This is a genomic window from Galbibacter sp. BG1 (genome assembly GCF_013391805.1).
Lineage (GTDB): Bacteria > Bacteroidota > Bacteroidia > Flavobacteriales > Flavobacteriaceae > Galbibacter.
Genome location: NZ_CP058364.1, coordinates 2,185,155 through 2,205,447 on the forward strand (window position 1 = coordinate 2,185,155; position 20,293 = coordinate 2,205,447).

The window sequence follows — 20,293 nt, forward strand, 5'->3', positions numbered from 1 at the left end:
TTTTATTTTAATCTTGAAATAATTATTAAAAAAAGTCCTAATATAAAGAGCGTAAACATTGCGGTTAAAAGCGGTTTTGTTTCTCTTTTGGCAGCGTCAAACTCCTTCCAAACAAAAACACCCCATGCGGCCGAAACCATAGTGGCTCCTTGGCCAAGACCATACGAAATGGCAAAACCAGCTTTGTCGGCAGCAATTAAATTAAACTCCATAGCAGTGCACCAAATTAAACCTCCTAAAATACCGATAAGGTGAATTCTCGTATTTCCTTTTTTAAAAAAGTCCGTATAAGTTACTTTTTTACCCTCTACGGGAAGGTACATAAACCAGGTATTAAAAATAAAGTTTGAAAAGAAAATCCCCAACGTGAAAACAAACATCGCACTGTATGGGGTTAATAGTTCAGGTGCTGGATTCTTAAAGTTCGGAGCTATTGACTCTGCGACAAAACGATAGAAAAAGCCCATTAAAAAACCAGATAAGATAGATAATAATATGCCTTTGGCTTTGTTTCCTGCTTTTTCTTGCGGGAGTTTTTTATAAGCCTTAGCATTGTAAACAATAGCCAAAACGATGCATAGGAGTCCGAAAAAAAGTAAATATGGATTTCCAATGGGATCTGCAATATAGTTTACAACCACTCCAATAATCAAAGCCAGGCCCACAGCAATGGGAAAAGCTACGGCCATCCCAGCTATATTTGTAGCGGCTACAATCAATAAGTTTGAAAGATTGAAAATAACGCCGCCCAGAAAAGCAAAACCCAAGACTACAGTGCTAGCTTGACTTAGATCTTCCAAAAAGCTTCTTCCGTATTCTCCGTGACTACCTATGCTTAAACCAAAAATTAAAGCAGTTAAAACAAGGCCGATAGAATAATCCCAGTAATAGAGTGGGAACTTCCAATCTTCGTTCTTGGTGAGTTTCATGGTATTGATCCACGAACCCCAACCAAGCATTGTAATAAAGCAGAATAGTACTGCCATTGGATATGAGTCTACAATAAACATGTGGAAAGAATTTGTTAGCGATTATTCTTAATGTTATTTTTCGGTTTCTTGAACGATCGATTCTGTAGCAGTTGCCCCAACCCGGTTTGCGCCGGCTTCTTTCGCTTTTAGTAACTGATTTAAACTCCTTATTCCACCAGAGGCTTTAACTTTTACATTGGGACCAATATTATTTTTCATCAATTTTAAATTTTCAATGGTAGCCCCTGTGTAAGCGTAAGTGCCATTTTCATTTTTCACAAAACCAAAACCTGTCGATGTTTTTACATAATCTGCCCCTACTTTTGTACAAATCTCACATAACTTAATTATGATCTTATCCTCTGTAATGTAATCAGTTTCAAAAATAACTTTTACGATTGCCTTATGTTGGTGGCAAACGTTGGTAACGGAACCTATCTCTCTTTCTAAATACTTCCAATCTTCTTCCAAAGCTTTGGCAATATTAATGACCATATCTACTTCTTCAGCGCCGTCCTTACAAGCTGTTTCGGCTTCAAATACTTTAACGTCTATGGTTGAATTTCCAGCTGGAAAACCTATCACACAGCCTATTTTTACATCAGTATTTTCAAGCATCTTTTTAGCATCTGCTACCATATAGGGTTTTACGCAAATCGAGGCTACATTGTATTTTGCTGCTATTTGGCACCCTTCCATTAAATCTTTATGGGTGTGGGAAGGGTGTAGGATTGAATGATCAATCATTTTTGAAATTTCTTGCTTCATTTTAGGTAGTATTAAATTGATATTTTATTGAGTTCCATGACCCCTGTAAGAAAGGCTGCTGAATGCGGTATCCAATCTTCATCCGTTAAGGAAAACGGACCGTCATTTTCTTTTTTAGGAGTTACATCCATCTCAAACTGTTTTCCAGTAGAAAAACCGTTGCAAACCACCCCCCGAGTATTAAACCATGTTCCGGCAGTTTTATTTCCAATGGCATTTACCATACTTCTGGGCAGTGCTTGGTTTTTTGGAATATCTTCTGAATAGATAACAGATCCTTTTAAACAATCATGGGTAACCCCAGCATTTAATCCGGCAATCCATTGAAGGTTACCAAATGCAATAGCCTTAAGCTTTTCATCTTTAAATAAGCCGTATAACTTGGCAGCAATGGCTGCTGTGTAGCCGTAAATGCTGTTGGTTCCGTGAAAAAATCCAGCAAACCAAATAGGCCCTTCGTTTCCAAATATTCCGTTAGGGACAATTAGAAACGGATTCTCAAAGCAGGACGGGATTAAAAAGCCATCTGCATAGTTTTTCAGCATTTTTTTCCATTTTGAGGCATTTTCATGATTGGGCCAAAGTTCGAGCATCTCAAAAAAAGGAATAAGGTAATTTGGAAACAGGCCACCGGCATCTGCTCCATATTCTTTATGTTTTATGGCATGCACCCACAAATTTTCACTGTGTGGCAAACTGTCAAATTCTTTGAAATGGCCATAGTACCCCTGTTCTGGGGTATCGATAGGGATTTGTCTTTGCAAAATTTGGTTGGCGTAGGCAATGCTTATTTCTTTGTATTGTTTATCTCCTTTTTTGTAGCGTTCCAAAGCTCCCCAGCATAGAAAAATCAAATCTCGTGTTAGCCATTCATCGCTCGGGATTTTTGTACTTTCTGATAAACCTCTTTGGAATTTACTGTATCCATAGTCCCCCATTGGGGTCGCTTTATTTAAGAGCCAATCTAATGATGTATCTGCTGTATTTACGTACTTCTCTATTTTTTCTGAATATTGTTCTGGTAAAACTTTGGCAGATTTGTATAGAGCTACTACAGCTTTTGCCACATCATTTGGCAAAATAAAATCTTCATGTCCGAGAAGATCATGAGACATGGCGCCTTCAGGATAGCCTAATTCCTTGGCCTTTTCTTGGGTCATAACCAAATAATCCGCGCCTACGGTTATTTGTTCGTAAACCCGTTTTAGGTAATTTTCATCAATACTTGAATGCTTGTATTCAGCGATGTCAGTCAAACAAATTATCATCGCGCTTTGAGCTGGGCTTTCTGCCCAGAGGGCTCCTGCGTCTTGCCATCCTGCCCCAACTCCGGTAAAATGTTTTCGTCTTTCCAACATATCTACCGAAGCCCAAAGATGTGTCTCCTGCCAGAGAATTTCTTTTTTTACCCGTAAGTTTGATTGTTTATACAAGATTTCATTTTCTTTATTTACCAAGATTTTCCAGGTTCCTTCTTCTTCAATGTTTTTAAATTCCGCAATCCACCAATGGCTTTTCCATTGTTCTCCCCAGTAGGTAAAAGGTTGTTGGTATTCGTCTTCATTTTTTTCTGGAATGAGTTTGCATGTAGTATCAACAGTCATTAGTTCTTTCTCGGGAACCCTAATTATAATTTTAACAGTCTCTCCTAAATTATAACCTATTTGCGAGTAAAGAATACCGCTTACTTTGGTGTTTATGGAAGAAAAATCATCTGGCAGACTAAAACTATAATCTTGCCAATATATCTCTTTAGCATTTTCATTATTGCAGGCTAAGGAAGAGCCAGCTAAAATTCCCCCACTGAATAATGTAGAGTTTTTTATAAATTTTCTTCTGGATGGTTGGTTGTTTTTCATAACGTTGGTTGAAACTCAAAAATAGAAAATAAAACTTGTACGTACAAGTTTTATTTTCTATTTTTAATCAAATTTTTTATTGATGAAAACTTTCTTAAAATGGATCTTTCCAATTGTTTTTAGTGGAACTATGCTTGGCCAAAACTATACGAGATTCAACGGAGATAGCATTACATTGAACAATGGAATTATAAAACGGACTTTTTCCTTTTCTGATAATCGGTGGAACACAGCTCGTTTTGGGATTCTTGAAGGGAAAGACACCCTGATAGGCCGAAGCGAAGATTTTTCTTTTCTTTTAGATGATGAGCTTATAACGGGAAATAGCTCGTGGGAATTTAAAAATCAGAAATCACTTAACACCAAAGATGGGGGATACGGTTTTTCCGTTACACTTCAACAGAAAATAAATAGTCCTACCATTGAAGTGACCCTTTTTTACGTAATGTATCCAAACCTTCCTATTACAAGAAAATGGATGAACATTAAAAATATCTCATCCAGAGAAATTAAAATAGAAGGGATGGTTATAGAAAGTCTTAATACTACTTTAGAAGCGACATCCAGTTGGGTATATCAAAACTATGCCAGAATGAAGCATTTAATGAAATATATTGGAGATTGGGACGACGCCTTGGTTGTTGTTCATGATATGGGTAAGCAAAAAGGGATCGCCTTGGGGAATGAAACGATAGGAGTGCTTAAAAGAACTGCTTTTCATACGGAAAAAAATAATATAGAAATAGGGCTCACTCAGCCCGATCAAGATTATGCCTTTAGAAAATGGTTAAAACCGAACGAAAAATGGGAAATTCCAAAAGTGTTTATCGGACTCTATAATAATCGAAACGACGGCTTCGATATTGTGAACAATGAAATTAATTATTTTATAAAAAAACATATGAAGCCCAGGGTTTTAAATATGGAGGAAAAACCCACTTTTATCTATAATACTTGGTATCCTTTTCGAACACATATAAACGATTCCCTTATTAGATCTGTGGCCAAAGCTGCTGCAGAGTGTGGAATTGAAGAGTTTGTAATAGATGATGGATGGCAGGTTAATAGTCACCGACAATCATCGATTCGTGGATGGGGAGAGAATTACGGCGATTGGTTGGTAGATAAAAATAAGTTTCCAGACGGGTTAAAACCTGTATTCGATTATATTAAATCGCTAGGGATGAAGCCAGGTTTATGGATATCCATTGGTTCTGCCACCAAAGACTCCAAGGTCTTTCAAGAGCATCCCGAATGGTTTGTGAGAAATGAAGAAGGAGCGATAGGGAACCTCCATTTCGACAGCAAAGAAGACCAAGGCTTTTATACGGCTTCCTTTGGTACCCCATGGAAAAATTATATTAAAGGTATACTGCTGGGGTTAGTAAAAGATTATGGCCTGGCTTATGCTAAATTGGACTTGGCCGTAGTGTGCAGCCCATACGTTAATAATGAATCTATAGCTGGTTCTTATGCTGAAAACCATCCAAAATATAAGGATCAACCTGAATCGCTTATTGTTCTGTATGATGAGCTTATTAGTTTTTTTGATGAACTCCATAAAGAGGCTCCAGATCTATTTATTGATTGTACTTTTGAAACGGCAGGAAAGCTTCATATGATGGATTATGCTTTGGCTAAAAATGCAGAAGGTAACTGGCTGTCTAATTTTGAAGAGGCTTCGCCAGTAGGAGCTTTGAGGGTTCGGCAAATGGCTTGGTGGAGAAGTCCAGCTTTACCAGCATCTTCACTGGTTATTGGAAACTTACCTATGGACGATCCCGATTTTATGTTTGGATTTAAATCGCTCATTGGTACCGTACCAATCGTTCTTGGAGATCCGAGAAAAATTTGGAGTGAAAAGAAAGAACTTATTCACAAATGGGCAATCTGGTTGAAAGCGATGCAGAAAAAACATGACTACATGTCTTATAGAAAAGACCTAAAAGGGTTTGGTGAACCCAATGAAGGTATGTGGGACGGATGGCAACGCATTAATTTCCAAACTAAAAGCGGTGGAATTTTTGGAGTATTTAAGCAAGGGGCCTTAGAAAGCGATAGGCAAGTGTTTTTAACAGAACTTAATCCAAAAGATACATATGAGATTAGGGAAGCAGTTTCAGAAAAAATAGTATTAAAAGAAAAAGGGGAGTTTTTAATGAAGAATGGTATTAAAATTGAAATCCCAAAGCCCTATGGTGGTAAAATTTTTGAAGTAACCAAAGCTTCAACTCCTTAATAATTTATTATTTTCACTTTTTTAAATACTGCTAGCTATCATTAACAGAATCAATTTAAACATATTAATTACTCTATGAAAATATACATATCCGCACTTATATTTATCCTCACTTTGAAAATAGGGGCTCAAGAACCATTGCCCAAATTAATGATAAGTGAAAACAAAAAGTATATATCTACGGCAAATGGAAAACCATTTTTTTGGTTGGGAGATACTGCTTGGGAATTATTTCATAGACTTACAAAAGAAGAGGTGCAAATTTATTTGGATGATAGAAAAGAAAAGGGGTTTACGGTAATTCAAGCCGTTATTTTGGCTGAGTTGGACGGCTTAAAAACGCCAAACGCCAATGGAGACATACCGCTTATAAATCAAGATCCAACCAGTATTAATGAACCTTATTTTAAATTTATTGATTATGTTTTGGAAGAAGCACAAAAAAGAGAAATATATGTAGCCCTCTTACCAACTTGGGGAGATAAATTTAATAAGGCCTGGGGGGAAGGCCCGGAAATTTTCACACCTAATAATGCGCAGATTTTTGGTAAAATCCTAGCGAAAAGATATAAGAATCAGTCTAACATCATTTGGGTTTTGGGAGGCGATAGATGGCCAGAGGATAAGGAAGATAAAGATATTGTAAATGCCATGGCATCAGGGATTTTGGCTAATGACAAAAATCATTTAATTACATATCATCCGAACGGTGGTAAAAAGGCACGGGATTATTTTGATACTTCTTGGTTGGATTTTGACTTTTTTCAAACAGGTCATGACCGGTTGGCTAAAGATTATCAATTTGTTGCGGAAAGTTTAAAAATGAGTCCGTCCAAACCAGTGATCAATGGAGAGCCTAGATACGAAAACCATCCAGATAGATTTAAACCAGATATGTATGGTTGGATGGATGCCTCGGATGTAAGGGCCTCCGCTTATTGGACTTTTCTCTCTGGGGGCGCAGGGTATACCTATGGTACCCATGATATCTGGCAAATGTTTAGTCCCGGCAAAGAACCTATAAATTATGTAAGGACTCATTGGAAAGAATCATTGCATTTGCCAGGGTGTCGCCAATTATCCTTTTTAAAACAAATTTTAGAATCCTTGCCATGGTACGAATTACAACCTGCACAGTCGCTTCTTTCAGGAGATAATCCAGAAGACGAAACACATATTACCGTTGCCAATATAGCAAAAAAGCAATTGGTAGTTGCTTATACGCCTTTTGGACGCCCAGTTACATTGAAAGAGGATTCTTTGATGGAAATTTTTAATAATAAAACCATCTATGCGCTTTGGTTTAACCCACGGGATGGAAGTATTCAAGAAATAGGTGACTTCCAAGCTAATGAAAATATTATGAAATTTGAGCCTTGGTCTATTGGAAGAGGGAGCGATTTCCTGTTAATTCTTTGCGATAAAGCTAAAAGTGAAAAGATCCTGAAAACTCTAAAATAATTTTTGCGGAAGTATTTTTTATTTAAAAATTCTATTATTTGAAGAGCTACACTGCAAATTTTATTTATAAATATATGCGTATTGATGAAGAGTGACGACAAACATATTCCAAAATACCAAATAGTAGGAGACTACTTAAAGAAGAAAATCCAAAAAGGAGTTTACGAGCCAGGGGATTATTTACCCTCAGAAAATGCGCTTTGTAAAGAGTTTAAAATAACCCGTACTACCGCCAGAAAGGCTTTAGATGAGTTGTTAAACGACGGTTTTATTAAGAAGGAAAGAGGAAGAGGAAGCCTTGTTATCGAAAAAAATAAAGCTCTTGGGTTATTGACTGTGAAGGGTTTTTCTGAAGTCTCAGGAAAAAAGTCTCAAACCATTGTTCTTGAAGACACCAATGAAAATGAATTACCACAGGATTATTTGATGGGACTTTTCGATGACGATAAGGACGCTAGGTGGGTTACTTTCAAACGTCTTCGCGTTTTAGACGGAACTCCCATCATGGTAGATAAAACTTTTTATTCGTTAAGCCATTTGCCATTAATTTCAGCAAATAAGTTTGTAGACAATTCATTTTTTAAAACTTTAAGTAAAAATCATTTGATTGAAATAAAAGGTGCTGAACAAGAATTAAGGGCCATACATGCCAATGAAGCCATAGCCAAAAAACTAGATATAGAAGAGGGAAGCCCTATTTTGCATATCTCCATTAAATTCACCACTAGTAAGCCAAACTTTTTTGTTTACAGTGAAGTCTACAGCAGCACCAAAAAGTATCCAATTAGCAACAGTTATTTTTTATAATTTTTACGATTGGTTGTACTTTCTTAAACGGATTATTTATTGCATCGAGCAACAAAACCTCCGTAAGGCAATACTGTAACTTCAATAGATTTGGCTTTTGGGGAATAATTAAAAGATCTTGAGGACTTTCCATCACTTATAATGTCAAAATAAGCTTCACCTTCAATGAATAAGGTGTCTACCGTCCAAGTCTTTGCCTTGTCTTCCCCATTAATTCCGCAAAAATACCAACAATCACCTTTTCTTCTAGCCAATATAACATCCTTACCAGGTGTTCCTGCCAAGTACTTAACTTCGTCCCATGTGGTGGGTACATTTCTTAAAAAATCCTTTGCGTAGGCTGGAATAGATTCATAACCTTCTTTAGACCCTCCGAAATGCTGAATTCCAGATTCAAATAGAACCGATAAAGCAAGTTCATGCGCGTAGCTGGTAATATGGGGCATTTTATTATCTAAAAATAATACTGGAGTATAATCCATAGAACCAATTACATTTCTTGTAAATGGCAAAATAGTATTGTTTACGGGTGCTCTCTGTGTGTAAGTTTTTTTAAACGAATAGCATTCGGCACCTAATACACTTTCTATAGTTACAAGATTGGGGTAGGTGCGGGCCCAACCCCTTGGGATGCTCGCTCCATGAAAATTCACTAAAATCTCAAAATCGGCTGCATCTTTAAGAATTTCAGGGTATAGTTCTAAAATTTTCTGTTTGTCACTTTGGAAGAAATCTACCTTAACACCTTTTATGCCCCAATCATGAAGCTTTTTAAAAGTAGCTCTTCTAATATCTTTTAAATGCATTTTATCCCTTGGTTCTTCACCAACGGTATTATGCGGGCCACCCGAATTATACCATAGCAACAAACCGACATTTTTGGAATTGGCATACTTTACGAGGTTTTCAATATCACCGCCTTTCATTTTATTCCAATTGGCATCCACCAAAGAATATTCCCAGCCCATTTCTGAAGCTAGATCTACGTATTCTTTCAACTTATTAAAGTCTTGCGGACTATCATGATCTGCTAGCCAACTCCATGATGCTCTGCCGGGAGCAATCCAAGAGGTGTTTTGTAATTGATTTTCTTCACTCACATGGGTAACTAGATTGGAGTTAACAATTTCATTAAGGTCTTTGGATAGAGCTACAGTAACCCAGCTAGTTTTCCATGGAAGCGTATGGGAAGGGTTGGTATCATATTTTCCTTCGGCCTCCGCTTGGTTAGGAAAAACCATTTCATATTCCTTTTCCCGTGAATTTGCTTTAAAATGTAATCCTGCATAAGAAGTGTCCAAACCTGCATCACTTACTAAAGCATATGTGTCATTAAGTTTAAAAAGAGCTGGGAAACACCATCCTTCTTCAGTAGGGGATTTTTCATATAAATTTGTGATTTCCTCAAAATATTGCTCGTAGGCAGGCCCCCATTTTGTGGGTTTCGCCTGGGGCATTAGCCATGCTTTTCCTTCGGCAGCAAATTTTAGGGTACTCACATCTTTTTTTATAGATACCTCTTGTTCCGATTGTTCTGGGAAGACGTAACGATAGGCATATCCATAGTCGTATAATTGAAACTCAACATCAAAGGTTTTGCCCGACTCATTTTGTACGGTAATTCTTTTTTGTATTCCAGAAGCTGTAACGTCCAGTTGCTTACCGGTTTTTAGCTTATAACTTTGGGTAAAACTACTATCTTTCGATACGTACTTGATCGAAAGTTCTTTAGAAAAGTCAGCATCACTTCTTACAATACCTAGTTTGGCATTTTTTATTACGGGATCGCTCTCAAAGTATAGGTCGTAAAAAAGAAATCCTTCTTGTGTGTAGATTTTGCTTTTGATGGTGTTATTTAGAGAAGAAAAGGTAATTTCCTGCGCTTGTTCCTGTTTGCAAGAATTAAGTGATATTAAAAGTGTGATTACTGATAATTTCAACAAAAATGTTTTGTGCATGGTGGTTTTGGTATTGGTGAATCCTAGTTGTCGTTAATTCAAAAATATAAAATAGATAAAATTTTAACGGAACCAATTGTACTTTTTTTGTTCCATTGAAATAATACACTGCACTTTTGATAAAATTGGATTACCAAGGCTATCTAAACCGATATAATTTTATAGATAGCTTCAATTAATAATTAAAATTTTATGGAAATGTATGTCATTCAAAAAATGAAAATAAAGCTTATCCTTCAAGGGTGCACGATCTTTTTATTTTTACTCTGTTCATGTAAAAATGATAATTCCTCCAATTTAAGGCTTCCTTCATTAATAGGTGATAATATGGTTTTACAGCAAAAAAACGATGTAGAGATCTGGGGTTGGGCAAACCCAAAAAAAGAAATAGAAATTAGAGTAGGTTGGAATGATTCGGTTTATAAAGTAACAACAGATAACGGTGGTAAATGGCGTGCTTTTGTAACAACCACCAGCCATGGTGGACCTTATGAAATCACTATTGAGGCTGATACACTTATTAAACTGAATAATGTAATGCTAGGAGAGGTTTGGCTCTGTTCTGGGCAATCTAATATGGAGTGGAGTTTGGAAAATGCAGAAAGTGGTGCAGAAGAATTAAGAAAGGCTGATTATTCAAATATAAGGTTGTTTCAAGTTGAAAAAGCCGTGGCTCCTTATCCCTTAAAAGATGTAAACGGTACTTGGCAGTTATGCAATCCAGAAAATGTAAAACAATTTAGTGCTGTAGGTTATTTCTTCGGGAAACAGTTATATGAAAACTTAAACATCCCAGTGGGTTTAATTCACAGCTCATGGGGCGGAACCCCCGCAGAAGCTTGGGTGAGTAAAGAAACGTTACTTACAATGAAAGATTTTGACAAACAACTGAAGGATACTTTAATACCTAAGGAAAAACTGGATATTCAAGAAATCTATAAGCGAAAAGACAGCTTGAAACTTTTAGAGCCTGCTCTTTTAGATTATAACAACCAAGCTAATATAGGTGTTAAAAATAATTGGAAATCTCCCAGTTTCAATGATTCAGAATGGATCGCTGCCAAGTGTCCTTCGGAATGGACGGCTTTGGAAGAAATAGGGGAGGTTGAAGGTGTGGTATGGATGAGAAAAAAAGTAGAAATTCCAAAAAGTTGGGTAGGAAAGGAACTTACTTTAGAACTTGGACCCATAGACGAAATGGATGCCACATATGTTAATGGAAATCTGGTAGGAAAACATATAAATATAGACGATTGGCAAAAAGAACGAAGTTATAAAGTACCTACCGAATATAATAAAAAAACAAGCCTACAAATTGCAATAAGGGTTGCTAACAGTCGGGCGCAAGGAGGTATTTATGGGCACGAGCATCAGCTAAGATTGTACCCAAGCGACACTAAAGTTAAACCGATTTCTTTGGCTGGTCTGTGGAGGTATAAAATAGCTTCGCGATTACCGAGGATTGGTATTAATGGAGACCAAAATTATCCTTCTTTTCTCTACAATGCTATGATTCACCCCCTTTTACACTATAAGATAAGAGGGGTTGTATGGTATCAAGGGGAAAGTAATGCATCCCGCGCCTATCAGTATAGAACTTTATTCCCAAATTTAATAAGTGATTGGCGTCATCAATGGAAAGAAGAGAAAATGCCTTTTTATTTTGTTCAGATAGCTCCTTTCAATTATGGAATGAATCCTGTAGGTGTAGAATTGAGAGAAGCGCAATTACTAACAATGAAGAATGTTCCCTATACGGGCATGGCTGTAATTTCAGATATTGGAAACTTTAAAGATATACATCCGAAAAATAAAAGAGATGTAGGGGAAAGGTTGTCGAGGTGGGCACTAAACAAAACGTACCGTAAAGATTTAGTGCCTTCTGGCCCTATTTATAGGGATTACACCATTGAAAATGATAAAATAGTTGTAAGCTTTGATTACGTGGGAGACGGTTTGATAGGCAGGGATGGTAAATTGGAGAATTTTGAAATAGCAGGCTCAGACCATAAATTTTATAAAGCAAATGCTTTTATTTTAAAAGATCAGGTAGTGGTTTCGAGTAAAGAAGTTAAAAATCCCGTGGCCGTTAGATATGCCTGGCAGAACACCGTAGATCCAAATCTTTTTAACAAGCAGGGATTGCCTGCAAGCTCATTCTCTACGGAAGATTGGGAAAGAGCTACTAAGTGATGCCTATTTTTTTCGAAATAGGAAAATTTAAAAATAAATTCATCATTAAGCTTTTTAAAAACTTAATGATGAATTTGAAATTTAAAAATTATTGAACAATGAGTGTCCTGTCCTCTTCCAAATCTATAGTTTTTATCTTTAAAATATAGGTGCCGGAAGCTAAGTTCTTTTTATGAATAATATTTTTGGTTTTTGTTGTATTCCTTTTATAAACTAACCTGCCAAACATATCAAACAGGCTTATTTCTATATCCCCTTCTAAAGATTTGGGTAATTCAATAGTAAGGTTTCCCTTTTTAAGTGGATTGGGATAGAGCAATAGAGACTCCAAATTTTTGAAATTTCTTTTAAACTGCCCTTTCGATAAATCTAAATTTTCCATCACGGTAATAGAAACTTCGTCATCTTGGCTTTCATTGCCGTTTTTGTCTGTTGCCCTTGCTTTTATTATATGGTTTCCCTGAGGAATATTTGTTAATGAATACGTGAAAGGGGAGGAGTAATCGGTTGTTAGCCAGATCCATTCCCCATTAGTAATTCTCCAAAATGTAATTCTATCGGTACCATTTCCTCCTGAGGTCGTAGCCGAAATATTCACTGTATCATCAGTTTGGAATGTATCCCCTTCAAGAGGTGAATTAACAGATACTGTTATAGGTGTCGTAGAATCACTATTTATTACAGATATAGTAATCTCATCGTCTATACTTGCATTTCCATCGGAGTCTGTAGCCCTTGCTTTAATAATGTGATTTCCTAGGGTTGCATTTGTTAACGAATAGACAAAGGGATAGGTATAATCGGTTGTTAACCATACCCATTTACCATCAGTAACCCTCCAAAAAGTAACATGATCTGTGCTACTGCCGCCAAAAGCTTCCGCCTTTATTTCTATAGGGTCACCTAAATTAAATTCTTGGTTGTCATTCGGGCTGGTTATGTTTACGGATATAGGAAGGTTTGAGTTTCCTGTTTCCCCTTCAATATCCATACAAAAATTATCGATGGTTAGTAAATCGGATTGTGTGTAGAACCAAACGTTTATTTTTTTGGTTCCAGCCGGTGCTTTTCCTTGTACATAATACTCTTGCCAATCCAAGCTTTCTATTTCTAGATACTTGGCAACGATGGTATTTCCGTTCTCATCTTTAAAATCCACACCGGCACCTGCAAATCCATTATTGGCATCTAATTTGGCTGAAAAACGTAAAACAATATTTTTCCCTTCTTCTAAGTCTAAATCGAAGGTCTGCTCCACACCACTTTCACCAAGCATTTGGGCAGCCAGGTCACCCTCTATAGAATCTGAAGTTGTAGTGGGACTTCCAATATTAGTGTTCCAATTGTTTAACCCGGACTCAAAACCACCATTCACCAATCTATTGCTACAACTTAACGCTGTTACGGTTAAAGTTAGCGAAGCTTCTAAATTAAGCTCTGTACTTTTCGCCGTAATAGTAGTTGTGCCAAGACTCTTTGCGCTAACATTTCCACTCTCATCAATAGATGCGATGTCAGGATCCGTACTAACCCATACAAGGTTTTCAAGACTTGCATTGGAAGGTGTGAACTCCACTTGTAGTTCTCTAATACTTTTAATGGGTATGGATAGTGATGGACTTGGAAAGTTTATAGCTTCCACAGGGGTGTAATCGCCAACAGTAATTTTTATTTTGTGTGATTTGGAACCATCTAAACTTGTGGCCGTGATAAATGCAAATCCATTTTCATTACCGGTAATCAAACCTTCACTATTAACGGTTACAACAGTGTTGTTGGAAGATGCCCATGTAATTTTTTTATTTGTGGCATTCGATGGGAAGACTTCTATTGATAACTGTAGCTGATCGCCAATATTTTCTAAGGAACCGGATTTTGGACTAATAGCAATAGAATCAACTTCAATAAAATTACCTGAAACGATGCTTACTATTTTTTCTCCGCTGCTTGAAGGCTGGGAAATATACCCTTTATCGTCGTAGGCAACAGCTGTAATTTTAATATTTTCGGTTCCAGATACAAGAGAGGGTTTCCATAAATAGCTAAAACTATTGTTGGCATCTGTACTGGCTCCGATAAAATGTTCATTATAATAATATGCCACTTTTTTGGTATCTGCCGAGGTGGTTGCTTTTAACTCTTGCCCCTGTTTTTCAATTTCATCATCAACATTTAAAACTACGGTTGGTCTGTCGTTAAATGTGAAATTTCCAGATGGGCTACTAGTTAAAAACCCATAGGCCAAGGCGGCCTGTCCCATATTTTGCCAAATGGTAAATTCACTTCCGGCAATGGACGTTCTATTTTCTACCCTTTGTTCCATTATAGGCCATGTTTGATATTCATAGGTAGGATACATGGAAGTTTTGCTGAAATCCTCATCGCCTGTCCAAGAATATCCCCAACCCATAAAATCCGGTTGCATATAGCTACCATAAGGCACGTAGCCTGGCAAGATTTCATTGGAATAAACTTTACTATCTAAATCTAAGAGATACCAGGAGTTAGGGTGGAATGGATATTTAATGGGGTTTTCCCCTAAGCCACTTATCCAAGTAAGATGATCGGGATTTCCCCCTAGGAAAAAGTTAGCAGAATTGTGTATTACATTTAAATATTTTTGATCTCCCGTAAATTTGGCGGTTGCAATTAAAGTGGTAAGCATTGGGGTAGAAGCCATTCCTAAAATATGTGCTTTTCTCCAATCGAAGCCTACACGGTAGCCACGACGATCGTGGGTATTTACGTATTCACTTTCTGCAACGCTAATTAACTTATTTTTTAAAGTGGTTTGGAAAGATACATCTAAACCTGGAAAATTGTAAGGCAAAATAGCATAAATGGATGCTGCATATTCCCAATATTCTGGCGCTTCCCAACTTTCCTCTCCGTTGATAAACTGTGTTAAATTGCTGAGTCCGTTCTTAAATTCGTTTTGATAGAAGGTATTTTGAGTAGCTTTAAATAAAGCAACGGCAGCTAATATCCTTATTTTTTTTACTGCGGAATTATTTAAACTCTCATCTCCCGGAGCTGTATTGTTATTAGCCCAATTCCAAGCATCTTTCGCCTCATTAATCCAATTCTGTGCTTCAGCAGAAAAATCACCAACTTTTTCTAAGTTTGCAGCATAATATGCGGCAGTAGCAGCGTACATATAAGTTTGAAATGGATCCTCAGCAGAAAAATGTAATTCCCTGGGGTCTTCCCATGATGGATATCCATCTAGAGCGCCTGCATCAATACCACCATAACCACCAGGAACTCCGCCCGTTGTAAGTCCTCTGGAAAGGCCTAAGTCTTTTGCTCTTTTGTAGTATTTTATAAGCCAAGCGGCTTCATCGAGTACATCTGGGATGCCATTGGTTCCTTCATCTATCCAATTGGCATCATTTTCACTAAGCTTATATTTGTTCGCTACATCCCCATCCATGAAATTATTGGGTTGTAAGTCATAAAGTAAATTCAAAGCTAGAGGAATATGGCCATGCATGGGGTAGGTGTCCCAGTCCCCCGCATCGTGATACCAACCCCAAACAGGTAGGTAGCCGGTAACATCTGCTTCTTGCGTGTCGTGTTCGTGGTTTGGGTCGTCTATCCATCTCCAGTTCGAATCGTATCTAAATCTTGATTCAGAAATATCGTCTGGATGATAATCCCTTGGGTAGATTTTACCATCTGGAAGTTGTTGTACAATTCCTTGCCGTTGAAAGAACAGACCCCTTAATACATAATTTAGCGGTTCTCTAAACACATCAGGTCCAATACTAAAGGGGTAGGAACTTCCCATGTTTTGTACAACTAACTTATATTCGCCTGGAGTATTTACTGATGAAAAATCTGCTTCTAAAACATCAGAAAACGTATAATTTTGGGCATAGTCGCAGTTACAAGGGAACCATAGTGGAGCTCCATCGTTTGGTGTATCTGTCATGGGACCACCTGTATCTAAGCTCTTTCTTAGTTCTATAGTTCCATTATATACCGAAACACCATCGGAGACCCTCACTATATCGAAACGTTCACCCTCGTAATTGGTAAATTTACCTTTGCCATTTAAAATGTTTCCATTGGAAAAATCCCCCATCCACTGAGAAATATAGCCATATTTAGAGACATTGGTTTTATACCCAACTTGGGTGGTATGTACAGCTTCTGATCTTAGTTTTAAAACATCAAAAGTAAATGTATATTCACTTAAATTTTCGGCAAGACCATTTAGGGATAGGGTATAAGTATTTCCCTGTTTTAAGGGAATAGGTAGTTCTAAATATACCCAATGTTCTAAAATAAATTGTGGGTCGCCAGACTTTGGGTACATAGAGTTAACATCGTTAGATTTGGATTTTCTGCCCACGGTAATTGGGTTTAAGGCCTCGGTAAAATCATTGTCAGTAGTACTCCTTATTTGATAATTATATAAGTTATAAATAGCAACAGTGTCTAAAGGGGAACTGTAGACTACGTTGTTAGATTCTATTTGGGCATAATCAATATGGCCCTCATCAAATTTTAAAGCAATAATTTTGTTAGTTACAGGTAGTACTTCAATGAAATCTTGACCAAATGAAACGGTCGTGAAGAAGAAAAACAAATAAATAAAAATGTTCTTAATCGTATTATTTTTTTTAAAATCAATTATTTTCATAATTCTAAGGTTAGCAATTTAGTCTAATTAAGTATGTATAAAATCTTGGGGAAAGGTTGATTAATAGAAGGTTTCTATTAATAGAGCGGTATTTATTGGTTTATGGTATAAGTGATTGTTATCGCATATATTTTAAGTTTTTACGGGTTATACTTGAGTTTCTATTTCTATTACTTGGAAGAAAGTGGCCAAACTTTCAATAGTATTTTCAACACAAATTATCAGATGTTAGTTCTTAACTTAATTTATTAAAAGTCAAAATTACTGTTAATAATAATTTCAAATACATATTTTTTTATCAAATTCTAGTATTATGCGTAAATAAAATAATGATTTAATAGAAAGATGTTGCTTTAATTGAGTATTATACACTAATACTGGAATGATTCAACCCAAATGAAAGTTATAAAATGAATGATTGGATATGATTTTAAAAGTATTTTTTTCTGGGTAAAGATAGAATGAAACCTAACTAAAGGATGCCAAATTTCTGTAGCTATATTTTATCTCCAATTTGTAAAGACTAAGAAGAACTTCTGAAAGGTTTATTTTATAACAATTTTTTTAATACTTTCCTCCCCACTACTTGCTTTTATCTTAGCGATATATACTCCTGGAGCAGGATTATTAAATGTTATATAGGCTCTGTCGGAAGTCACTGGAGCGGTAAAAATTAGACTTCCGCTCATATTAAACAAATAGAAAGTGACTTGCTCACTATCAAACTCCTTGGTGTAGATGTTGATACCATCAGTAGTAGGATTTGGAAAAATATAAAACGGGGTGTCCGTTAAGAATACTGCCGTGGCAACTTCAGAAAGGATAATGTCACCGGATGTTAGCTTGATTTCCAATTGATACCGATTTACCCCTTGAATTGGGTCTATATCTTCATAAACAAAACCATTAGCTATATTTGTGTTTAGGTTGGTGAGCGGAATCCTTTCGTTTCCCCTCAGGGCATAGATTATGGCTTGTTCAATATTTAAAGTACTGTTGAGGTTGGTAAATATATTAATAGCTGCTGAAGTCTCATTCGCATTGGCAATGAAATTATTTATATAGTAAATATCTTCGGAAGCTTCAAGAATTATAGTTTCACTCCTTGCTCCAACCGAACCATCGTTTAAAATTGGGGCAACAGCAAAATAGTTTATTTCTTTTTCTGAAGCAGAAAGAGCATAGCTGGTATCGGAAACCGTAGTGAAGGGCTCCATTTTGTCCATATCTAATGTGTACAACTGATAAGTGTCCACATCTTTAAGTTTATTCCAACTTACCTGTTTCGTACTATTGCAGTTTAAGGTAACACGAGCTCTAGGGGAAAAGCTGTAGGGGAAAGATTCCGATTCATAGGAATTAGCAACCGTCGTAATTTTTATTTTTGCTGAAGAATTGGTTTTAGGAAGATCAGAAAAAAGATAACTTCCTTTGGTAAGATCTATATTCTCCTCAATCAATTGCCATGTTTCACCGTTGTCGAAACTTATTTCCAGGGTTCCTTTATCTTCGGGGATCGTACTTTTCCATTTAAAATTTGCCAATGATTCCCCATTGTAAGGAACATTACTTGTCGCCGTGGGATATTGCCATTCAAATACGTTATTTTCCTGGTAATGATAGACAATTGCAAATTTTTGTGAAGGCGTACTTTGGTTAGTGCTCTTTATCGTAAAAGTGTAGTCACCTACCTCTGGAGTATCTATAATTACCTGTTCCACATTATTGATGGCATCAATCCCTTGTTGTGCGGTTTTACTCAACATATCCTCCGATGGGCTTTTGTCCAATACCAGGGGGAGTGAGATACCGTTGGAAGGACTGGATACACTTAAATCAAGATTGTTGACTAAAGCTATATTATCGTTGGGATTTGCTGGCGGATCCAGCCAAACCAATGTGATTTTTAAATCCTGTACGCCTTGAGGGACATTAACGACAAAGCTTTTCGTTTCGTTTGGAATAATTTCCCCTAGGATAAAATGTTGTTGATTTAATTGCGAAATACTTTCATACAAATCCAATTTACCAAAGCCGCTCTTATAATCGGGGCCTTTTTGTTCGATATCAGTTGCTCCATTAATGAGAAAGGCTTTTGCAAGGTATGAAGGTAACTTGGAGTTATAAAGTTGTAGATATTTCTCTTGTAATAGCAAAGTCGCACCAGAAACAATCGCTGCGGCGTTGGAAGTTCCAAAGGAGCTATAGGCCACCAGTTCGGGCTTAACCCTTCCATCGGGAGCTGGACCTTTGGAAGAAATCTCGATCACTTCATCATTATAGTTGCATGCGCCTACGGTGAGTACGTTTTTGGCATTTTTAAAATTACCGGTGAGATTGGCGAATGCCCCAAGATTTTTATAAGGACCTTCATTTGGGATGTCTGCCCCTTTATTGCCAGCTGAAAATACATGTAGCAATTCTGGGAGCTCTTCACATTGTGCGTCGTAGGAAGAAGCTAAGGCGCCATAGAAATTTTCAATCTCGGTTCCATAAGAATGGTTTTGAATCCAAATTTCGTTAGATGAAAAATAAGTATTAAGATCAGGTGGCAGTTCGTTAAAATTCGAGGAAGCGATGTTGGAAGCGGGCGCCGCTCCTAGGCTCGTAATTGCTGAATTTCCAAGCCCAGAGGTGATGGTTGCCATATCAGTGGCATGCTTTCCAATGGCTGGTTCGTTTTCGGTCTGAGCAATTTTTTTATTTAACAGGTCCAAGTCATTTTCATCAAACAGTTCGTCTTTTATTGAGATCGTTAGTCCTTCGCCTAAAATATTGGACTCTACATGGTTTGTATAACGAATATTATTAACGGTAAGGTCTGCATCAGATACAATGGATTCTAAGATCGGATTCAAATTTTCTTCTCCAATATAGGTAACCAGTGGATGGTTGAGGAGTTGTTTTTTTATAACTGCCGTCTCTGTTTGAATGATGAGGTTGTTTCTAAATTCATTCAAAATTGTCACTTCGGGAATCTTTGAGAGGTGTAGTTTTAAAGAATCTACACTCTTTCCTTTTACTAGAAAAGTAGAGTGTTTCTCATCCGTTAGATCGATCTCTGTTTTCCAATGGTTATTTGCATTATAGATAGAAGACAAACCGCTAATAGTTTCCAAATCTACATGGGTAGACGAAACTATAAAGTGATGTTTATCGAGCACTCTTTCGATTTGGAGATTAGTATTTTGGGAAGATTTAAAACGATCGCTTTCTTCAATTTCAATTAAATAAAATGACTTTTGATTCACCGATTTGGCGGTCGTTTTTTTATCATCAATGAACTGTTTCCAAGTGCTTTTTTGCTGCGAATGGCATTGCCATGCTCCAAAAAGCAGAATCAAGAAGACTAAGTATTTCAATTTCAGATAATTTGTTTGCAATATAAT

The 20,293-nt window shown here is 36.8% G+C and carries 10 protein-coding genes; 4 read left to right on the forward strand and 6 right to left on the reverse strand.

From position 1 onward, the window contains the following. Window positions 1–2: 2 nt before the first annotated feature. From HX109_RS09705 to HX109_RS09715, 3 genes are read right to left on the reverse strand one after another with little or no spacing between them, the layout of a single operon-like run. Window positions 3–986, reverse strand: a complete 984-nt coding sequence (locus HX109_RS09705; RefSeq protein WP_255462665.1) for a GRP family sugar transporter — start codon at window positions 984–986, stop codon at window positions 3–5. Between the two features lie 57 nt (window positions 987–1,043). Further along, entirely contained in the window at window positions 1,044–1,739 is a 696-nt protein-coding gene (gene deoC, locus HX109_RS09710) for a deoxyribose-phosphate aldolase (RefSeq protein WP_178951486.1), read from the reverse strand. Between the two features lie 11 nt (window positions 1,740–1,750). Further along, on the reverse strand, window positions 1,751–3,598 hold the full coding sequence (locus HX109_RS09715) for a hypothetical protein (RefSeq protein WP_178951488.1): 1,848 nt from the start codon (window positions 3,596–3,598) through the stop codon (window positions 1,751–1,753). 82 nt (window positions 3,599–3,680) lie between these two features. On the opposite strand from HX109_RS09715, the gene HX109_RS09720 reads away from it, so the two are divergent. The 3 genes from HX109_RS09720 (at window position 3,681) to HX109_RS09730 (ending at window position 8,105) form a co-directional block, all read left to right on the forward strand. Further along, window positions 3,681–5,837 carry a glycoside hydrolase family 36 protein gene (locus HX109_RS09720; protein ID WP_178951490.1) on the forward strand — a complete coding sequence of 719 codons (2,157 nt, stop codon included), beginning with the start codon at window positions 3,681–3,683 and terminating at the stop codon, window positions 5,835–5,837. A gap of 75 nt (window positions 5,838–5,912) precedes the next feature. After that, window positions 5,913–7,298 (forward strand): DUF4038 domain-containing protein, encoded by a 1,386-nt coding sequence (locus HX109_RS09725; RefSeq protein WP_178951491.1) that lies wholly within the window; start codon window positions 5,913–5,915, stop codon window positions 7,296–7,298. Window positions 7,299–7,382: 84 nt separating this feature from the next. Continuing rightward, window positions 7,383–8,105, forward strand: coding sequence for a GntR family transcriptional regulator (locus HX109_RS09730; RefSeq protein ID WP_178951493.1), 723 nt, complete (start codon window positions 7,383–7,385; stop codon window positions 8,103–8,105). 32 nt (window positions 8,106–8,137) lie between these two features. On the opposite strand, the gene HX109_RS09735 is transcribed toward HX109_RS09730, so the two are convergent. Further along, on the reverse strand, window positions 8,138–10,045 hold the full coding sequence (locus HX109_RS09735) for a glycoside hydrolase family 97 protein (protein WP_178951495.1): 1,908 nt from the start codon (window positions 10,043–10,045) through the stop codon (window positions 8,138–8,140). A 345-nt stretch (window positions 10,046–10,390) separates the two neighbouring features. On the opposite strand from HX109_RS09735, the gene HX109_RS09740 reads away from it, so the two are divergent. Continuing rightward, the gene (locus HX109_RS09740) at window positions 10,391–12,256 is read left to right on the forward strand and encodes a sialate O-acetylesterase (protein WP_178951497.1); all 1,866 of its coding nucleotides are present in this window, start codon (window positions 10,391–10,393) and stop codon (window positions 12,254–12,256) included. Between the two features lie 88 nt (window positions 12,257–12,344). On the opposite strand, the gene HX109_RS09745 is transcribed toward HX109_RS09740, so the two are convergent. Together HX109_RS09745 and HX109_RS09750 are read right to left on the reverse strand one after the other, a co-directional pair. Then, window positions 12,345–16,904 (reverse strand): Ig-like domain-containing protein, encoded by a 4,560-nt coding sequence (locus tag HX109_RS09745; protein WP_178951499.1) that lies wholly within the window; start codon window positions 16,902–16,904, stop codon window positions 12,345–12,347. A gap of 545 nt (window positions 16,905–17,449) precedes the next feature. Further along, entirely contained in the window at window positions 17,450–20,266 is a 2,817-nt protein-coding gene (locus HX109_RS09750) for a S8 family serine peptidase (protein ID WP_178951501.1), read from the reverse strand. Between the last annotated feature and the right edge of the window lie 27 nt (window positions 20,267–20,293).